The sequence below is a fragment of the Bradyrhizobium sp. RP6 genome (assembly GCF_003837805.1).
Lineage (GTDB): Bacteria > Pseudomonadota > Alphaproteobacteria > Rhizobiales > Xanthobacteraceae > Bradyrhizobium.
Genome location: NZ_RQIT01000006.1, coordinates 90,816 through 106,904, shown reverse-complemented (window position 1 = coordinate 106,904; position 16,089 = coordinate 90,816). Strand labels below are relative to the sequence as shown.

Below are 16,089 nucleotides of genomic sequence, written 5' to 3'. Positions count from 1 at the left end.
TCACATCATTCCAGTTGAACCGAACCCTCGGCTTCCCCGAGTTGACCGCTTCTTAGAGCGAAAGCTTTTCACTTCCGAGATCCGCACGTCTATTCTGGGAGAAACTACGAGCTGAGCGATCTTCATGCCCGTTTTGACCGTGAAATCGGATGCGCCTAAGTTAATGAGAAGGACCGATATTTCGCCGGAGTAGCCTTCATCAATGGTCCCGGGCGCATTCAGGACCGTAACGCCATACTTTAGCGCAAGCCCGCTACGTGGCCTGATCTGCCCCTCGGTCAGCTTAGGGAATCTCACTGCTAAGCCAGTGCGAACAAGGCGCCTTTGTCCCCGCTTTAGAACGAGCTTCTCCGCAGATGACAAGTCCATTCCTGAATCGGTGGGATGCGCGAAAGTAGGAATTAGAGCTCTCCCATGGAGCTTCACCACCTGAACTTTCCTGTTAGCCAATGGCAACTCCCATAGCGAGCGGCATAGACTGAAGTGGGAATCAACCCCCATAAATTCAACGATATACCAAGTTCCACTCTAGCGTGAATAGGCATGCCGTCGAGAGCCCGGACTTCCCTGGACACGGTTGAAGCTTGGAAAGAAGCGACACGCCGTGGCGCCTCTGTGAGTACCGTCGACTTCCGAAGCTTTACGTCAGATCTCGTGCCCGAACGGGCGACCCATCTTCTTCACGCCTATCCTGCCAAGCTGATTCCACATATTCCGAATTTCTTCTTGAATGCATTTAGGCAAGACGCATCAAAGCAGCTAGTCGTAGCGGATCCGTTCTGCGGTTCCGGAACGGTGCTAGTGGAGGGACTACTTAATGGTTTCGCTGTTTTAGGCGCGGATTCCAATCCACTCGCGAGGCTGATCGCTCGCGTGAAAACTAGGTACGTGGACCCGGATTCCCTTCTGAGATCTCTCGCCCGCCTGAAAAAACGAGTTGGTGAACTCGACGCATGCGAGCCGCCCAGAGTGGTAAATCTGAATCACTGGTATAAGCCACGCATCGTAGCCGAGTTGAGCAAATTAAGAGCCGCGATTGCAACGATCCGCACTGTCGAAATTCGAGAGTTTATGGAGGTTTGTTTTTCCGTATGTGCGCGGAAAATGTCCATGGCGGATCCTCGGCTATCTGTTCCTGTTCGGATCAACATGCAGCGCAAGGAGCAATATGCCGCTCATGCTAGACAGTTGCGACGACACTTAGCCAATCAGACGCCAGAGAATGTTTTCTTGACATTCAGCGAAATCGTTCGCCGCAATGCAATGAGAGTGAGAAGCCTGATGAATCAGGCGCTGCCTAGTAATCTGATAGGCATTTACGACGACGCGCGGTCCCTCCACACATTAGCGGGGAAGAACTCAGTTGATTTGATCGTAACGTCCCCGCCCTACATCGGCGCGCAGAAGTACATCAGATCATCTAGTCTCGGATTGGGGTGGCTAGGCCTCGCGCGCCCTGATGAACTTAGATCACTTGAGAAAGCAAACATAGGAAGGGAGCATTATTCAACGTCTGAAGTAGCGGAGTCGTTATCAACCGGTCTACGCGAGGTGGATGAGCGGCTGCTTCATATACGGAAGCTGAACCCATTGCGAGCGCATATTGCGGCGCAGTACTTTGTTGAAATGCGTGCAGCCTTCGCCTCGATGCACCAAATGCTCAAGCCAGGAGGATGTCTGGTGCTCGTGATAGGCCCCAACACGATCTGCAATCAGCAGTTCGATACTCCTCTTTATCTCGAAAACTTGGCTCATGAAATTGGGCTGGAGATTGAATTTCGATTGATCGACCATATCCGATCGCGAGGGCTCATGACTAAACGAAATAGGACAGCAGGTATGATAGCTAGCGAATGGGTGCTTTGCTTGAGGAAGCAAAGTGCCTCCTGATTCTGAGCAGATCGACAAACTTCAGGCCAAGCTGAAAGCGCTTGACGAAACCTTGTGGGATGGTCGCGCTAAGTGGGACCACGTCGAACGGTGGCTGGCCCAGTTTAATAGCACCGAAGACAAGAGGGACGATGCATATCTTCAGATGCTGTTCCTAGCAAGCAACTTCATGTATTTCGGCGTTCGAGAAATCCGGGCTTTGCTTCGTTCGCTTTTTCGAGATCTCTACCAATACAAGGTCGTTGAAAAAATCAGGGCTGCAAATAATCACACCTTAGACCGAACTCTGATAAATTCGGCTTACGAAGGTGAATTGAAAAGAACTCGGTTTATTGGAGTTGGAAATCCATCGGAAAGCGGCAGTCACATGCTGTACTATTTCCGGCAAGAAAACCGGCTCGGCAAGCAGTACTTCATAAATTCCCTGGAAGTCTTCTCAACTTCTCGCCGCGTCTTTCGGCACGTAAGCAAAGTGAAGGATCCCAACATCCTGCACTATGTTTTGATAGACGATCTGTGCGGATCGGGCACCCAAGCACGCCAGTACTGCGAATCGCTCGTCCGGCCTCTCAAGCAGATGAACAAGAAAGCGAAGGTTTACTATTACACGCTGTTCGCCACCACATTCGGCTTGAACGAAATTCGAAAGCTGGGTTGGTTCGACGAGGTCGGTAGCGTAGTTGAGCTGGACGACTCTTTTAGGTGTTTCGGCGATGACTCTAGAGTTTACAAAAATGCAAGCGCGCCGTTTGATAAGGCTAAAGCGAAATCCATCAGCCTGCGACATGGTCACACTCTCTTCAGTAGTGATCCTCTCGGATATCGGGATGGGCAGCTCTTAATTGGCTTCTTCCACAATACACCCGACAACACACTTCCCATCATTTGGTTTGATGATCCCGACGGCACTGCGTGGATTCCGTTGTTCCGTCGATTTCCCAAGCAGTATGGGTGGCAGTCATGAGCGGTCGGGTTGATAATCCATTTCGCATAACAAAATCGAACGATTTGGTTGATGAGCAGATTGACCTGCTGTGGGTGAGTGCAGGAGAGGGAGAGGAGGAAATTACGAGCTTCACGCGCCTCAACTCTCCTATGGCAATGTTTGTCCTGGGGGGGAAAGGTAGCGGCAAGTCTCACTTGATGCGTCATCACTCGTTTGCCCTTCAGTCGATCCGCTTCAATAAGGCGGGTCTTGGTCTTGTCGACGGGGTAACGGGAGATGGGTATGTGGGCATCTATGCACGATGCGGAGGCTTAGACTCTCACAGGTTCGGCGGAAAGGGCCAGGGTGCTCAGCTGTGGAGCGATTTGTTCGCCTACTACTTCGAGCTTTGGGTGGCGGATAAGACATTGGCGGCATTAGAAACCGTCTGCTCGAGCGAAAGGAAACTCGAACAGGAGGGCAATAAAGTTTCATTAGAGATCGGTGGGTTGTTCGATCGATGTGACCGTGTGTTCAATAGATTGTCGGAAGTGAGAGACTACCTCGCGGAGTTGCGACGCCAGCTCGACTATGCGGTAAACAACGCCGCATTGAGTAACGAACTCAAGGCCGAAGTGCTCGTCTCTCGGGGGCGCTTGTTTTTCGGTATCCCGAGTTTGGCATCACAGACGCTCACGAGTCTTCGTGACGTCCAATTCATTTATCTGTTGGACGAGTTCGAGAACTTCACCGAAGATCAGCAGATGTACCTGAATACACTTATTCGGGAGCGGGAAGGCCCAACCGCATTCAAAATTGGTGCTAGGCTTTATGGAGTTCGCACACACAGGACTTACAGCGGCGGAGAGACGAACCGAGAAGGGTCTGAATACGAGGAATTGAGGCTAGACGAGCGGTTTCGAAACGCACCAGAGAGATATAGAGAGTTCGCACTCAAGTTGATTGCCCGGAGGCTCAGCTCGACGTTCGGGGTTGATATATTCGAGAAGGATCCTGACGCCCTGGTGACGTATTTCATCCGCCCCGATCTCACTGTTCAAAGTCCATACCTTCTATCGCTGTTTGACGGGCAGAGCGAACGACCGCACCTAGTTAAGTTTCGACAAAAGCTTAGCAAGGGCTTGGCGGACGGCTTTGTGATTGGCCCTAGGAGTGGCGGCGATTTAGATGAGCTGGTTAAGAGCGTGAGCTTCGATGGCAGCCCGCTTATGGAGAAATTATGCCTGCTCTTTCTATATCAACAATGGTTTCGCTCAGCAGATTTGGTAGCAGCTTCTAGAGTTCTGAGAGAAAACGCAGAGTCTTATCTTAACGGGACACGCGATGGCAAGTTCGCGGAATTTGTTAGGAAGCACACTGGCGACATGGTCGCTCAGCTACTAAGGGAGAACAATGGGAAGCAGAACTATTCGGGCTTAAATAATTTCATCCGGATGTCGGAAGGGCTGCCGAGAACGCTGCTCACGATATTGAAGCGTATATTCGATTGGTCGGTATACATGGAGGAAAACCCGTTCTCTGGAGGAAAGATTTCATTTAGGGCGCAACAGAAGGGTATCGCTGAAGCATCAGATTGGTTTCTTGAACACATGTTAGAAGAAGGAGATCGAGGATTGCTCGTGCGATCCAGTGTCGACCGTCTGTCTCGCCTTTTTCGTGCAAATCGCTTCGCCGACAAACCAATTGAAACCTCGATGATCGCGATAAGCGTGGATGATATCCAGCTGCATCATGAAGCGCGCGATACGATCAGAGCAGCTTTGAACACATCAATTCTGATTGACATTTCCCGAGGGCAGCGCGAGCGCAATTCCGAAGCTGTTAGCCGTAAGCTTGAATTGAACACAATGCTCTCGCCCCGCTACGATCTCCCAATTGCGAGACGCGGGGTCGCCACGCTTTCGAACGACCAAGCGAATGCGGTCTTCGTTTACTCCTATCGCGAATCCTTTGAGGAGCTCTTGAAGGATTGGGAAGCGAAGATGACAGCCCCTTATTTCAATCGCTCAGCGCAGCCGAAAAAAGATCCCAATCAGCCGGATTTGTTCGAATGAGCTTGTCGCCCTACAACCTTCTTTACAAAAGAGAACTATCTACAGATGATTGGCAATTGCCTGAATACGACATACTGATATCAGCCTTCAACTCGAGCGAAAGAGTTCGACTGGCGTTTGACCGGATCCGAGCGCGCAACAAACTTTGGCTCATCCATAATGAGTATGATTACAGTTCAGCGGAGCTGCCAAGCGGAGATTGTTTTTCTTCGAGTGCCGCAACTGAATCCGCATTAGTCAAGGAGTTAGTTGCAGAGATCGAAAGAAGAACGTCTCGTACGATCGGTGACACGTCGATTTGTGTCGATTGTACCGGTTTTATGCGTCCTCACTTGATCTTCTTAACACTCTACCTGAGCCTGCGCGGGGTGCGAAAGTACGACGTTATTTACTCCGAACCACGCGCTTATGCACAGAAGGAGCAGACGACCTTTTCTGAAGGATCAATCCGGGTGAGGCAGGTCGAGGGTTTTGAGGGCATCAACTCGCCAGATCAGCAGAACGACTTCTTAATAATAGGATCGGGATACGACCATCGCCTAATCAAAGCTGTCGCTGAGAACAAGGATAAAGCTGACAAAGTCCAAATCTTTGGGTTGCCTTCGTTGCGTGCGGATATGTACCAAGAAAACGTCATGCGCGCCTTCAGAGCGTCGGACGCAATCGGAACGAACAAGGTGTTTGACGTAGATAGATTCTTCGCTCCGGCGAATGATCCATTCGTCACGGCTGCAACTTTGAGCGACATAGTAAAAAGCAGACGGCGGCTTGGCGCCATATCTAATTTATACCTGTCGCCACTCGCTACGAAGCCTCAAGCGCTTGGATTCGCCCTTTCCTATTTGACGGAATGCAAGTCGACTGCGACCAGCATCCTATTTCCTGTCACCGACAAATACGCACGGGAAACCACTTACGGGCTTCAACGCGCCTGGGTTTACACCGTGGAGGATCTTGTCTGAAATATCCGGCTAACCTGCCGCTTGCGCCTATGATTGAGACATGCCCGGATAGAGAGCTCGCTCTAAAGTCGGTCTATTGGGCAAGCCGATCCAATCGAACGCCGTTACCTGGTTGTTTTACTAAACGCTTCAATAGGGCTGCTCCGGTCTTCTCGATCAGCAGTTGCGCGCATGTGAGCTCATTTCTTGCGACTTCGTGACCTTCCTTGCTCTGAATTAGCAGCGCTGCATGCACAATGCGAGCTAGGCATTCAGGTACACGCGCATGACGTTCAACCGAAATGCTGATTGCCTCGTTAACAACGCGGAACGCAGTAGTAACGTCTCCTTCCAAGCGATAGACATTAGCGAGGTCGGCTAGCATTCGGGGCTCATTCTCTAAGCCGGCCTTCCGTGCTCGGGCGAACGAGAGCGCATCGGATAAGTCGGATATCGCAGATGTAAGCCGTCCGCCCACAAGATGGGCAAGCCCCCGAGAAGCTTGAGCATAGACCCGCAAATAGGGATTTCCACCCGATGTAGCGATCGCGAAGGCCCTCTCTGAATGGTGTTCAGCCAACTTTGCATTCCCCTCCGCACAAGCGAGATCGACGTAAGCCAAGCTAGGGATCAGTTGATGCAAGGGATCGACCTGACTGCTATCCATCTGAAGAATACTGTCGAGGAATGGCCTAGCCTCATCACAACGATCCAGCATGACCAAGGTTTGGCCTCGCATAGCCGTTAGCCACACTTCAATATCAAACCCGAGTGTTTCTCGGTCAATTTTAACGATATCGTGAACGCGTTCGGCGGCCTCGATGTTCGTCTGAAGCGCTTCTGACATGTAGCCAGCTAACCGTAAGGCGTGACAGAGAACAGCTTTGAGAGTGATTTGGACACTTACCTCGTTGCCCTGGTCCGCGATGATCTTCGCCTCCCTGATCTTCTCTACGTATTCGTCTGCTGAGCCTCCGTTCGCAAGCATTCGACCATAAGCGGCATGAATCAATGCATTCGCGCGTGAGTCCTTGAGTGCGAGAGCGAAGTCTTTGGCTTCTTCGAAATAGGTGACGGCTTCTGCGGCTGGCAGGCCTTCTCTCCATGCGAAATTTACGATTTGGCCGCATGCCATCATCTGCATGTAATCGATCGGCTGCGATGGCGACTGCGTCTTCAATAATTGACGAACCTTCTTCCAGCACCTCAGCGCTTGACTTGGATCGTTTGCACCAATCCAAACGGCAGCACGCATATTCTGCTGAGCCGCTTTGAGGTTTTCACCGGCTTCTTCCAGATGATAGGCTAACAATGAAGCCCTCTGTTCTGGCTGATCCTTGAACAATGCTTCAAGAGCATTCGCCACAGCAGAATGAATTTCGCGAGCACGGGTCCGCAGCAGAGATTTGTAGACTACCTCCAGAATCAAAGGATGGCGAAATGCTAAACACCGCCGCGTCAAAGGAGGAACATCATACAACAACTCAGCGCGCCTGAGCTGCTGAAGTGCCTCGAAAATATCGTCTTCGCCCAAACCGCAGATTCGCTGCAGCACCGGAATTTCGATTTCGCGACCTACTACCGAGGCAACTTCGAGAACGCGCTTAGAATTAGCTTCAAGTCGATCAATTCGAGCTGCAATGACCGCCTGCACCGTGGAAGGCAGTGGAATTGAATCAATTCCGCCTTTTAGTTTGTAGGCGCCCGGATCTCCATCAAGGTCTCCCCGTTCAACGACTGCATTGACGAGTTCCTCAAGAAAGAATGGATTACCTTGCGCGCGCGCGACGATGTTTCTGCCAATTAAGGCAAGTGAGGGATGATTTCCAATCTGATCTTGCAGCAATATAGCTGACTCATTCGGCGACAACGAAGGCAGGGCGATCTGTCGATAAAAGGATCGCTGGGTTAGATGCGCCGAAAAGCCGGGCCTAAAGTTTACGAGCAAAAGAGTCGAGGTGCCCACCACTGCATCCGCGAGCGCCTCCACAAACTCCTCGCTTGCAGCATCGATCCAATGCAGATCTTCAATGATAACCACAGCGGCCGCCCCCTGCGGGCCCGCTTGCGGTAAAGTTCTGACAAAGTCCAGAAGGAGCGACTTACGCGCCTTGGGATCAAGCTTCGCGGTTGGCACATGCGGGTCGGCGATACCAAGAAATTGCAACAGAACAGATGAAGTTTGCGGAGGGACCTTGAGCAATTCGAGCTTGTCGAGAACGCGCCGTCGCGAGATGTCAGGGCTCTCCCGGCCACGAATATCGAAGTAGTCTCTAAGTAACTCAAGCACCGGCTGAAACGGGGTGGATTTTCCGTGCGACAACACTCGGGCCTCAAGAACTCTCACTCCATTGGCTCGACAGTGTTCGGCGAATTCATAACATAGTCGGCTTTTCCCAATGCCGGCCTCACCCACCACAGCAACGATGCGCCCGGCACCTTTTTGAGTGTAAGCAAGTTCCGCTAGCAAAGCTGCGAACTGCTCGTGCCGTCCTGTGAGCGGAGCCAATCGCCTTCCGCTTCGAAAAACACTGCTCGCGGGAGCATTCAGAAGGCCCTTCAACTTGTAAAGTTCGACAGGCGCCTCGATTCCGCGCACCTTCTGTGAACCTACAGGTTCGGCTTGTACGTACTGTCGCGCTGCGGCGTAGGTCTCTTTTGAGATCAAGATAGTGCTTGGCTCTGCTAAGTGCTCAATTCTGCTTGCGAGATGAACATTAGGGCCTGCTGCATCGAATGTCTGATAGAGGCCATGCTGCACTGCCTGAGCAATTACTTCGCCCGTATGGATGCCAATACGTGTTTGGATCTCCGCATCACCCAACTGAGCTAGTTCATCTTGGATGGCCAGAGCTGCTAGACAGGCACGAACTGCGTGATCCTCGTGAGGGCGTGGGGCACCGAACAAAGCCATAATCCCATCACCTTGTGACTTGTTGACGATGCCATCGTAACGGGAAACAACTCTATTCATTACATCGAGTGTGGGCTGCAGGCGTTGCATGCCAAGCTCGGGATCACCCAATTGATCGATAAGGCGTGTTGATTCGCAAATGTCAGCAAAGAGGACACTAAGACGCTTCCGTTCACCTCCTTTGCTCGCCAGTGTATTGGCAACTGTAAGCCACGAACGGTTGTTCGGTTCGCCCAGGGTTGTTTTTAACTCTGCGCTACATTTTCCGCAGAACCGCGCATCAGCCGGGTTAGCATGACCGCACTCGTCGCACTCAACGCCGACCGACGCCCCGCAACCTGCGCAGTATTGATTGGTGGGCCAGATTTTACGCCCGCAATGCACACATCGCATTTCAATCCCCTACAGGCGCGGGAATACAAAAACTTCTGGAATTAAGCCTGTATGCTGTTCAATTCCTCGTGGCATTGCAATAGCATTTCCACTGTAAGCGCAAGTTCTGGCCTTAGTCCGGGCCATTAAAGAGACCGAAAGGGAGGACCTTATGCCCTTTTTGATGTGGCCAGCCGAGGACGCCGTTGCCAATTGTCGATCCGCCCCGAAGCGTCGGCAAATCGCCTTGGCTCTCATTCGGCGGTTTGCTTCGATTTTTCCGCAAGTCACATATGAATTGGCGTGGGAAGCGCGATCTCTCAACGCTCAAGCCTGGATGCTGGGCGGTAGTCGATACGTACGGTTGTACGGAGGTTTAGTCAGGCATTCTGAAATTGGGAGATGCGGATTAGCTTTAACGTTGGCGCATGAGACGGGCCATCATTTAGGTGGAATCCCGCGAGACCCCGACATCAATTGGATGACTTGGCAGGGTCAGGCAGACTTCTGGGCCGCGCGAATTGCAATGCCAATGGTGTTTGGTTCGAACTCCAGGCGGATGACACTCCGTGGCGCAAGAGAACTCTTTCATTTTCAGAAGCATCTCGAACTTTTAATGGACGGCGATGAACCCGACTTGTCCGCTGACTGCCGCGACCATATTTTTCGCGCAGCAGTTGCGAACAGGGAAATGCCCTCTTGCGCCAAAATGGAATTTAGACGATCCTTTCGCTGCGATTTTCCAGCCACTTGATTTGATAAATTTGTTCAAGGGAGGATGCGTATGGGTGCACTGGTTCTCACAAAGGGTACTCGGCATCTTATCAATCATTTCAGAACGGAGTTTCGAGGCGCACGATTGAACCAGCTGAGAACTGACAACATCTTAGGAACGAGAACGCCCATTCGAGATGTATTTGCTAGCTCGGTAGATTTAATGTGGCTCTCCGAAAATGTTAGACACGGCCACTCGCCACGCGCAGATCGCAAATGTTTGTTCCCGGACACCACGGCGGGGCACAACCACTTAGAATTGAGATGGCGGTATTTTCTGACAGATACTAACCCTAATGTATTGACCAGGTCGAACCATCAGAAAATAAGAACCTTAATTTCTATGGTCTTGAACGATAGAACGTACAGCTACATCGATTTCGATTGTATCGAGTGCGATCCTCAAACTGTGTTTTTTGCAGACGAGTTCGATAACAATGGCGCAAATCCAGTTAAGTATCTGCGGATAGTGCTTGGAACGCCTCCAATGGACAAGTTGGCAAACGATCCGAATCTTTCGATTGACCCAGAGGGCGGATACACAAACCCGGCTCCGACCATTGTTCCTGCTGATGGCCCAACGAATGGCACTTCCGCTGACGGCCCGCAAGACGAGCAATCGGGTGAGTAAGCCGGATCATCTTCGGAATTTCTGTGAGAAAATCCTGAGGCCCATTCAGGGGTCTTAGGCCACCCCCTTCCCCCCTCCGGGCCCCCCTGTCTAGGAGACCCCCGCCCGGTCCGAATGCTTGCGCGTTCCGCGAAGACACGGCTGGAGGCTTCTTACTCTTTCGAGTGGTTTAGGCGGTCACACCCTGGTCACAGCGGCACGACAAAAAAATGAGGCAGTTGCGTAGCTCAGAAAAGGTCGTAAACTGCGCAAGCAGTTGATTTTACGACCGATCAAGCGAGCGAAGACGAGCGTCTGGATAGAGCGTTGCCCTCCGAAGGCAAAGGTCACACGTTCGAATCGTGTCGGGTGCGCCAGATTTTACCAGCGGTTTTCATGCCGCCACTCACGTCAGCATCGCGACAATCGCCTGGACCTGATCGGAGGCGGACGTCACCAGGCCGTCATATGACGTTTGGCCGTGTGCGGCGGCTTTCAGGATGCATTCGGCCACGGCCGCTTTGAGACCGAAGACCGATTGATGGGCCGGCACGTTCGCCATCACGGCTTCCAGGGCCTGACGCATCGTCTGAATGAGCTCGGAGCTGTATTGCATTGGCTGTCCTCCGCGCCCTCATATTAGATCGCGTGCCCATGCTTGCCACTCACAAGCCCGGGATTGCTGTTTGAGATTGATTGAGAATGAACGTCTCAATTCAAACGCCAGATCGCCGCATTGAGCACGCCGGCAAATGCGACCCATGCCGCGTAAGGCACGAACAAGGCGGCTGCCAGCCTGTCTCGCGATATCTGGAGGCCGATGTAGGTCACGATCGCGACGAACAGGCCGATGAGGATGACGAGCGCGGCTCCGATCTGGTGCATCGTGAACATGACCGGAGACCAGATGAAATTGAGCGCCAGCTGGGCCGTCCAGACCAGCATCGCCTTTCCCGACGGAGCGCGACGATAGGTCCGCCAGCCTGCGACGGCGATCATGATGTAAAGGATGGTCCAGGCTACCGGAAACGCCCAGTTCGGCGGCACGAAATCCGGCTTGGCCAGGCTCGCATACCACTCTCCGGGGAGATTGGTCGCGCCGATCAGCCAGCCGATGCCGACCACGGCGACGACGAAGACCAGCAACTGAAGCATCCATCACCTCGCGCTTCTTCCTGCCCGATTGTATCATCTTTCCATGAGCGAATCCGATACGGTGACCGGCGACGCCTCGCCGGTGCGCAAGATCATCCATATCGACATGGATGCGTTCTATGCGTCGGTGGAGCAGCGCGACAATCCGGAGCTGCGCGGCAAGCCGGTCGCCGTCGGAGGCTCCGCGGAACGCGGCGTCGTCGCAGCCGCGAGCTACGAGGCGCGCAAGTTCGGCGTTCGCTCCGCCACGCCATCGGTGACCGCCAGGAGGCAGTGCCCCGATCTGATCTTCGTCAAGCCGCGCTTCGAGGTCTACAAGGCGATCTCGAGGCAGATCCGCGACATCTTCGCCGAGCACACGGCCATCGTCGAGCCGTTGTCGCTGGATGAAGCCTATCTCGACGTGACGGAGAACCTGCAAGGCATCCCGCTGGCGCGGGACATCGCGCTGAAGATCCGCGAGAAGATCAAGGCCGAGACGGGCCTCAACGCTTCGGCGGGCATCTCCTACAACAAGTTCCTAGCCAAGCTCGCATCGGATCATCGCAAGCCCAACGGCCAGTTCGTGATCGCGCCGGAGATGGGGCCGGCCTTCGTCGAGACGCTGCCGGTCGGCAAGTTCCACGGGATCGGCCCGGCGACAGCTGCGAAGATGAATGCGCTCGGCCTGTTCACCGGCCGCGATATCCGCAACCAGACGCTGGAATTCATGAACGCGAACTTCGGCAAGTCCGGCGCCTATTACTATTGGATCTCGCGCGGCGTCGACGAGCGGCCGGTGCGGGCCAACCGGATCCGCAAGTCGATCGGTGCGGAGAACACGTTCTCGATCGACCTCGACGCATTCGACGCGCTGGTCGCCGAACTCAGACCCCTCGTCGACAAGGTCTGGCGCCATTGCGAGGCGACCGGCAATCGCGGCCGCACCGTTACCCTGAAGGTCAAGTTCGCCGACTTCGAGATCATCACGCGCAGCAGGTCCGTCGCCGCGGCCGTCGCGGGCCGGGACGAACTGGAGCGGCTGGCCTGCGGCCTGCTCGAAGCCGAGATACCGCTGCCCAAGCGCGTCAGGCTGTTGGGGGTCTCGCTGTCTTCGCTCCAGGTCGGTGGCGATGCGGAGCCGCAGTTGACGCTGGGCATCTGAATCCCGCCGGGCGACCGCTTCGGCGAACGCGACATCTTTAGCAGCGACGCGGCCCAAAACCTGTCGTAGAGACGTCAAACAGGTCTTTTCGCGATTGATGTTGGAATGCTTGCCTTATTGATACGCCTCGGACTGCGCTTCGAAGACCGCATCGAGGAGCGGCGATTTGTCGACCAATATGTCCGGGGCAGCCTCGGATGGACGCAGATCGCAATGCTGCTCGGCGCCGCCACCTATGCCGGCTACGCGCTCTGGGATTGGGTGCTGTACCCCGAAGTGGTTCCGATCACGCTCGCAATCCGCGGCGGCACGGCCGTATTTATCCTGCTGCCGCTGACGGCGCTGCTGTCACGGCGATGGATGAAGCCCTGGGCGGAGACGATCTTCCTCGTCTATTGCGTCATTCCCGGCTGCATCCTGCCCAGCATTTATCTGGTGCTGCCGTCGGGCTTCACGTTTGCCGCGCCCGGCATGATGATGATCATCCTGTTCGTCTCGACCATGCTGCCGTTGCGGATCGGCTCGCTGGCGATTTTCTGCGTGCTGTCATGGCTGGCACTGATCGTCGCCGAGACGCTCGCGCCGGCACTGCCGGCGGGCCTGAGATTCATCAATCATTCTCTCGTCGGCAACGCCTATGCCTTGTCGCTCTATGCCGTGGCTGCGCGCGAGTACCGGGCGCGAAGACAATTCCGGACGTCGGAGGCGCTGCAGCGGGAAAAGGAACGCTCGGAGAAATCGCTGCGCGACCTGCGCGCAACCCAGGAGCAGCTCGTGCAGGCCGAAAAGCTCGCCTCGCTCGGCCAATTGGTTGCTGGTGTCGCGCACGAGGTCAGCACCCCGCTCGGCGTCGCCCTGACGACCTCGACCACCATGCAGACCGACCTGCAAACGATGGCTGACGCATTGGGCGGAGCATCGGTCCGGCGTTCCGATCTAACCAAGGGCATCGACAGGCTCAAGCAGGGGCTCAATCTGACTTTCGACAATCTGCACCGCGCATCCGAGATGGTGCACAGCTTCAGGCAGGTCGCCGTCCATCAAGCCGACGAGGACCGGCGGAAATTCGAGCTCAAGGACTGGCTGTCGGAGTTGACGTCCAGGCTCGGGCCATTGCTGTCGCATCATGGCCTGACGGTCGAGGTCCGATGCCCGGCGGGAATCAAGCTCAACAGCTACCCCGGAGCGCTTGCTCAGGTGATCAGCAATCTCGCCCTCAATACCGCAGGGCATGCGTATCCCGACAAGAGAGGTGGCCGGTTTGTCATCACGGTCAGCCAGCCGGACCCGACATCCGTCCGCCTCGTCTGTGCTGATGAAGGCGTCGGAATTCCCGACGAATTACAGGCGCACGTCTTCGATCCGTTCGTCACGACAAGTCGGGAGAGCGGCCACGCCGGCCTGGGGCTGCACATCGCCTTTAATCTGGTGGCCTCGTCTCTGAACGGGCGCCTGCGTCTCGAGAGCACGACGGATCCGGGGACTCAGATCGCCATCGAGATCCCGCTCCAGGCATGATTCCGGCGGCCATGCTGGAGCCGCCTCAGGAAGCGAAAACTGAGCGCTCGCCAAGCGCGACCGACGGTGACGGATTTTCAGGCCCGCCACCGATGAAAGTCGATCCGCTCAGGCCGCTCAATGCCTCACGTGCTCGAACACCACGATCACGCCGGTCGGTTCGGGCTCATGCGCCATCAGGCGCGTCAGATCGGAGTCCCCCCAATCGGCGAGGCTGACGACCTCGCCGCTCTGGCGGTCGGTGTCGGCGCCAAGCGATCCCGCAGGCTCGAGGACCTTGAGGCCCATCTCGTCGACGAAGAAGGTGTGCTCGCCGAACATGCTGTTGAGCTGCGGCATGGCCGGATGTTCGTCGGGCAGCACCTGAGCGCCGAGTTGGTTGACGGTCTGCTTCACCTGTTCGGATGTGAGCTTCATGAGCTGCTCCGTTTCTGTGTCCGGTTTCATTGGCCCGGGCGGGAGCGCGCGTTCCCTGCACCCTTGTCCGCTTGGCTCCAGTCCGAACAGGTGCTGGGGGCAAATGTTCCTGCAAAATGTATTTCGTGATCGCGCGTTCCCTCCGCCGCGCTCGCGGCACGAGATCGCCACAGGATGCACACGATCTGGCTGTTCCCGCGCGTTACTCGACAGCCTCAACGATCCGGATATCGCGATCCGCGCCATCACCGAGCAGGTCATGCGCGGCCTTGTAGACCGGGCTCTCATACGCCGCCTTGGCGCTTGCGACGCGGTCGAACTCGATGAGAACGACACGCTCCATCTGGCCCAGCTCGAAGACGGCTGCGGGCATCCCGCGCGCGATCACGCGGCCACCCGCCGCTTCGATCGCCTGGCGCGATACGTTGGCATAGGCGGCCATCGCATCGGGGTTCTTGATCGCACGATAGGTCGCAACCCAATAGGCTTTCGCCATCGTTCTTCTCCAGGTTGTTGCGAGGACTACTCGCTGCGGTTCTCGCCCACCGACAGCGCGCAGATTCGTGACAGATAGGTGTAGGGCAGGCCGGTCTCCTCGGCCCAGGCATTGAACTGCGCCTGCACCTTGGCGAGATCGCCCTTCGACTTGACCTCTTCGGCAATGTCGAGACCTGCATCGCGCAGGCAGACCACCACATCCTTGGACGTCACGAAACCGTCCCAGCCGACGAAGCGCAGCAGCATCTGGCCGGTGTTGCCCCCTAACCGGCTGCCGCGCTTGTTGAGCAGATCGAGCAGGCCGATCTCCTGGGACGACGGCCACTTCGCCAGAAACCTTCCGAAGCTGCCGTGCTCCCTTGCAATCTCCTGGACGAAGGCGGCGTTGTCGCGCACCGACATGATCTTGGCGCCGTTGCGCACGATGCGCGCGTCGCGCAGCAGGCCCTCCCAATAATCTTCGGGCTGAAAGGTGAGCTTGGCGGGCTGGAAATGCAGGAAGGCGTCTTCGAAACCGTCCCATTTCGAATCGATCACGCTCCAGGCGAAGCCGGCGCTGAACACCCGCCTGGTCATCTCGGCGAGGATGCGGTCGTCGCCGAGCCTGGCCAGCCGCTCGAGGTCCGGCCGGGCCGGCATCAGTTTCTCCAGCGCCTTGGGCCCGCCTTTGCGCTTCTCGGCCCGCGTGCGAATGGTCTTGAAGGGGGTCATACGGGCATCCGCGTTAGGGCGCCCACGACATCAGAATTCGATGAACCGGTCCAGCCCCGCAACGATGACGCCCAGGAGCGGCCATGCTGGTCCGCTTCTTGCTTCGTGGCGCCTGGAATTCCCAGACATTTTCAAGCTCTCGCCG

The 16,089-nt window shown here is 55.4% G+C and carries 13 protein-coding genes; 6 read left to right on the top strand and 7 right to left on the bottom strand.

Going from position 1 to position 16,089, the window contains the following annotated elements:
• Positions 1–501 (bottom strand): dUTP diphosphatase, encoded by a 501-nt coding sequence (dut, locus tag EHH60_RS14760; RefSeq protein ID WP_124160191.1) that lies wholly within the window; start codon positions 499–501, stop codon positions 1–3.
• A 114-nt stretch (positions 502–615) separates the two neighbouring features.
• Here dut and EHH60_RS14755 point away from each other — a divergent pair, with 114 nt between their 5' ends.
• From EHH60_RS14755 to EHH60_RS14740, 4 genes are read left to right on the top strand one after another with little or no spacing between them, the layout of a single operon-like run.
• Positions 616–1,890, top strand: coding sequence for a hypothetical protein (locus EHH60_RS14755; protein ID WP_124160190.1), 1,275 nt, complete (start codon positions 616–618; stop codon positions 1,888–1,890).
• Positions 1,880–2,854 (top strand): phosphoribosyltransferase-like protein, encoded by a 975-nt coding sequence (locus EHH60_RS14750; RefSeq protein ID WP_124160189.1) that lies wholly within the window; start codon positions 1,880–1,882, stop codon positions 2,852–2,854. The genes EHH60_RS14755 and EHH60_RS14750 overlap by 11 nt, the downstream gene beginning before the upstream one ends.
• The gene (locus tag EHH60_RS14745; protein ID WP_124160188.1) at positions 2,851–4,890 is read left to right on the top strand and encodes an ORC-CDC6 family AAA ATPase; all 2,040 of its coding nucleotides are present in this window, start codon (positions 2,851–2,853) and stop codon (positions 4,888–4,890) included. The genes EHH60_RS14750 and EHH60_RS14745 overlap by 4 nt, the downstream gene beginning before the upstream one ends.
• Positions 4,887–5,852: a hypothetical protein gene (locus tag EHH60_RS14740; RefSeq protein WP_124160187.1), complete on the top strand. Its 966-nt coding sequence runs from the start codon at positions 4,887–4,889 to the stop codon at positions 5,850–5,852. The genes EHH60_RS14745 and EHH60_RS14740 overlap by 4 nt, the downstream gene beginning before the upstream one ends.
• A 73-nt stretch (positions 5,853–5,925) precedes the next feature.
• On the opposite strand, the gene EHH60_RS14735 is transcribed toward EHH60_RS14740, so the two are convergent.
• The 3 genes from EHH60_RS14735 to EHH60_RS14720 all read right to left on the bottom strand — a co-directional run bounded on the left by EHH60_RS14735 (position 5,926) and on the right by EHH60_RS14720 (position 11,656).
• A complete protein-coding gene (locus EHH60_RS14735) occupies positions 5,926–9,138 on the bottom strand; it encodes an adenylate/guanylate cyclase domain-containing protein (RefSeq protein WP_124160186.1) in 3,213 nt (1,070 codons plus the stop codon).
• Between the two features lie 1,769 nt (positions 9,139–10,907).
• Positions 10,908–11,117 (bottom strand): hypothetical protein, encoded by a 210-nt coding sequence (locus EHH60_RS14725; protein WP_124160185.1) that lies wholly within the window; start codon positions 11,115–11,117, stop codon positions 10,908–10,910.
• 95 nt (positions 11,118–11,212) lie between these two features.
• A complete protein-coding gene (locus EHH60_RS14720) occupies positions 11,213–11,656 on the bottom strand; it encodes a TspO/MBR family protein (RefSeq protein ID WP_124160184.1) in 444 nt (147 codons plus the stop codon).
• A 43-nt stretch (positions 11,657–11,699) separates the two neighbouring features.
• Between EHH60_RS14720 and dinB the strand changes: the two genes are divergently transcribed.
• Together dinB and EHH60_RS14710 are read left to right on the top strand one after the other, a co-directional pair.
• Positions 11,700–12,800: a DNA polymerase IV gene (gene dinB / locus EHH60_RS14715; protein ID WP_124160183.1), complete on the top strand. Its 1,101-nt coding sequence runs from the start codon at positions 11,700–11,702 to the stop codon at positions 12,798–12,800.
• A gap of 105 nt (positions 12,801–12,905) precedes the next feature.
• On the top strand, positions 12,906–14,318 hold the full coding sequence (locus EHH60_RS14710; protein ID WP_124160182.1) for a sensor histidine kinase: 1,413 nt from the start codon (positions 12,906–12,908) through the stop codon (positions 14,316–14,318).
• 117 nt (positions 14,319–14,435) lie between these two features.
• Here EHH60_RS14710 and EHH60_RS14705 read toward each other — a convergent pair whose 3' ends face one another.
• The 3 genes from EHH60_RS14705 to EHH60_RS14695 all read right to left on the bottom strand — a co-directional run bounded on the left by EHH60_RS14705 (position 14,436) and on the right by EHH60_RS14695 (position 15,944).
• Positions 14,436–14,735, bottom strand: a complete 300-nt coding sequence (locus tag EHH60_RS14705) for a hypothetical protein (protein ID WP_124160181.1) — start codon at positions 14,733–14,735, stop codon at positions 14,436–14,438.
• Between the two features lie 202 nt (positions 14,736–14,937).
• Positions 14,938–15,231, bottom strand: coding sequence for a DUF1330 domain-containing protein (locus tag EHH60_RS14700; protein WP_124160180.1), 294 nt, complete (start codon positions 15,229–15,231; stop codon positions 14,938–14,940).
• Positions 15,232–15,257: 26 nt separating this feature from the next.
• Positions 15,258–15,944, bottom strand: coding sequence for a DNA-3-methyladenine glycosylase I (locus EHH60_RS14695; RefSeq protein WP_124160179.1), 687 nt, complete (start codon positions 15,942–15,944; stop codon positions 15,258–15,260).
• Positions 15,945–16,089: the final 145 nt, after the last annotated feature.

Bases quoted from the DNA above. Each gene is read 5' to 3' on its own strand.
- EHH60_RS14740 (WP_124160187.1), top strand. From the start codon at position 4,887: ATGAGCTTGTCGCCCTACAACCTTCTTTACAAAAGAGAACTATCTACA.
- EHH60_RS14735 (WP_124160186.1), bottom strand. From the start codon at position 9,138: ATGCGATGTGTGCATTGCGGGCGTAAAATCTGGCCCACCAATCAATAC.
- EHH60_RS14710 (WP_124160182.1), top strand. From the start codon at position 12,906: ATGCTTGCCTTATTGATACGCCTCGGACTGCGCTTCGAAGACCGCATC.
- dinB (WP_124160183.1), top strand. From the start codon at position 11,700: ATGAGCGAATCCGATACGGTGACCGGCGACGCCTCGCCGGTGCGCAAG.
- EHH60_RS14705 (WP_124160181.1), bottom strand. From the start codon at position 14,735: ATGAAGCTCACATCCGAACAGGTGAAGCAGACCGTCAACCAACTCGGC.
- EHH60_RS14720 (WP_124160184.1), bottom strand. From the start codon at position 11,656: ATGCTTCAGTTGCTGGTCTTCGTCGTCGCCGTGGTCGGCATCGGCTGG.
- EHH60_RS14700 (WP_124160180.1), bottom strand. From the start codon at position 15,231: ATGGCGAAAGCCTATTGGGTTGCGACCTATCGTGCGATCAAGAACCCC.
- dut (WP_124160191.1), bottom strand. From the start codon at position 501: ATGGGGGTTGATTCCCACTTCAGTCTATGCCGCTCGCTATGGGAGTTG.
- EHH60_RS14745 (WP_124160188.1), top strand. From the start codon at position 2,851: ATGAGCGGTCGGGTTGATAATCCATTTCGCATAACAAAATCGAACGAT.
- EHH60_RS14725 (WP_124160185.1), bottom strand. From the start codon at position 11,117: ATGCAATACAGCTCCGAGCTCATTCAGACGATGCGTCAGGCCCTGGAA.
- EHH60_RS14695 (WP_124160179.1), bottom strand. From the start codon at position 15,944: ATGACCCCCTTCAAGACCATTCGCACGCGGGCCGAGAAGCGCAAAGGC.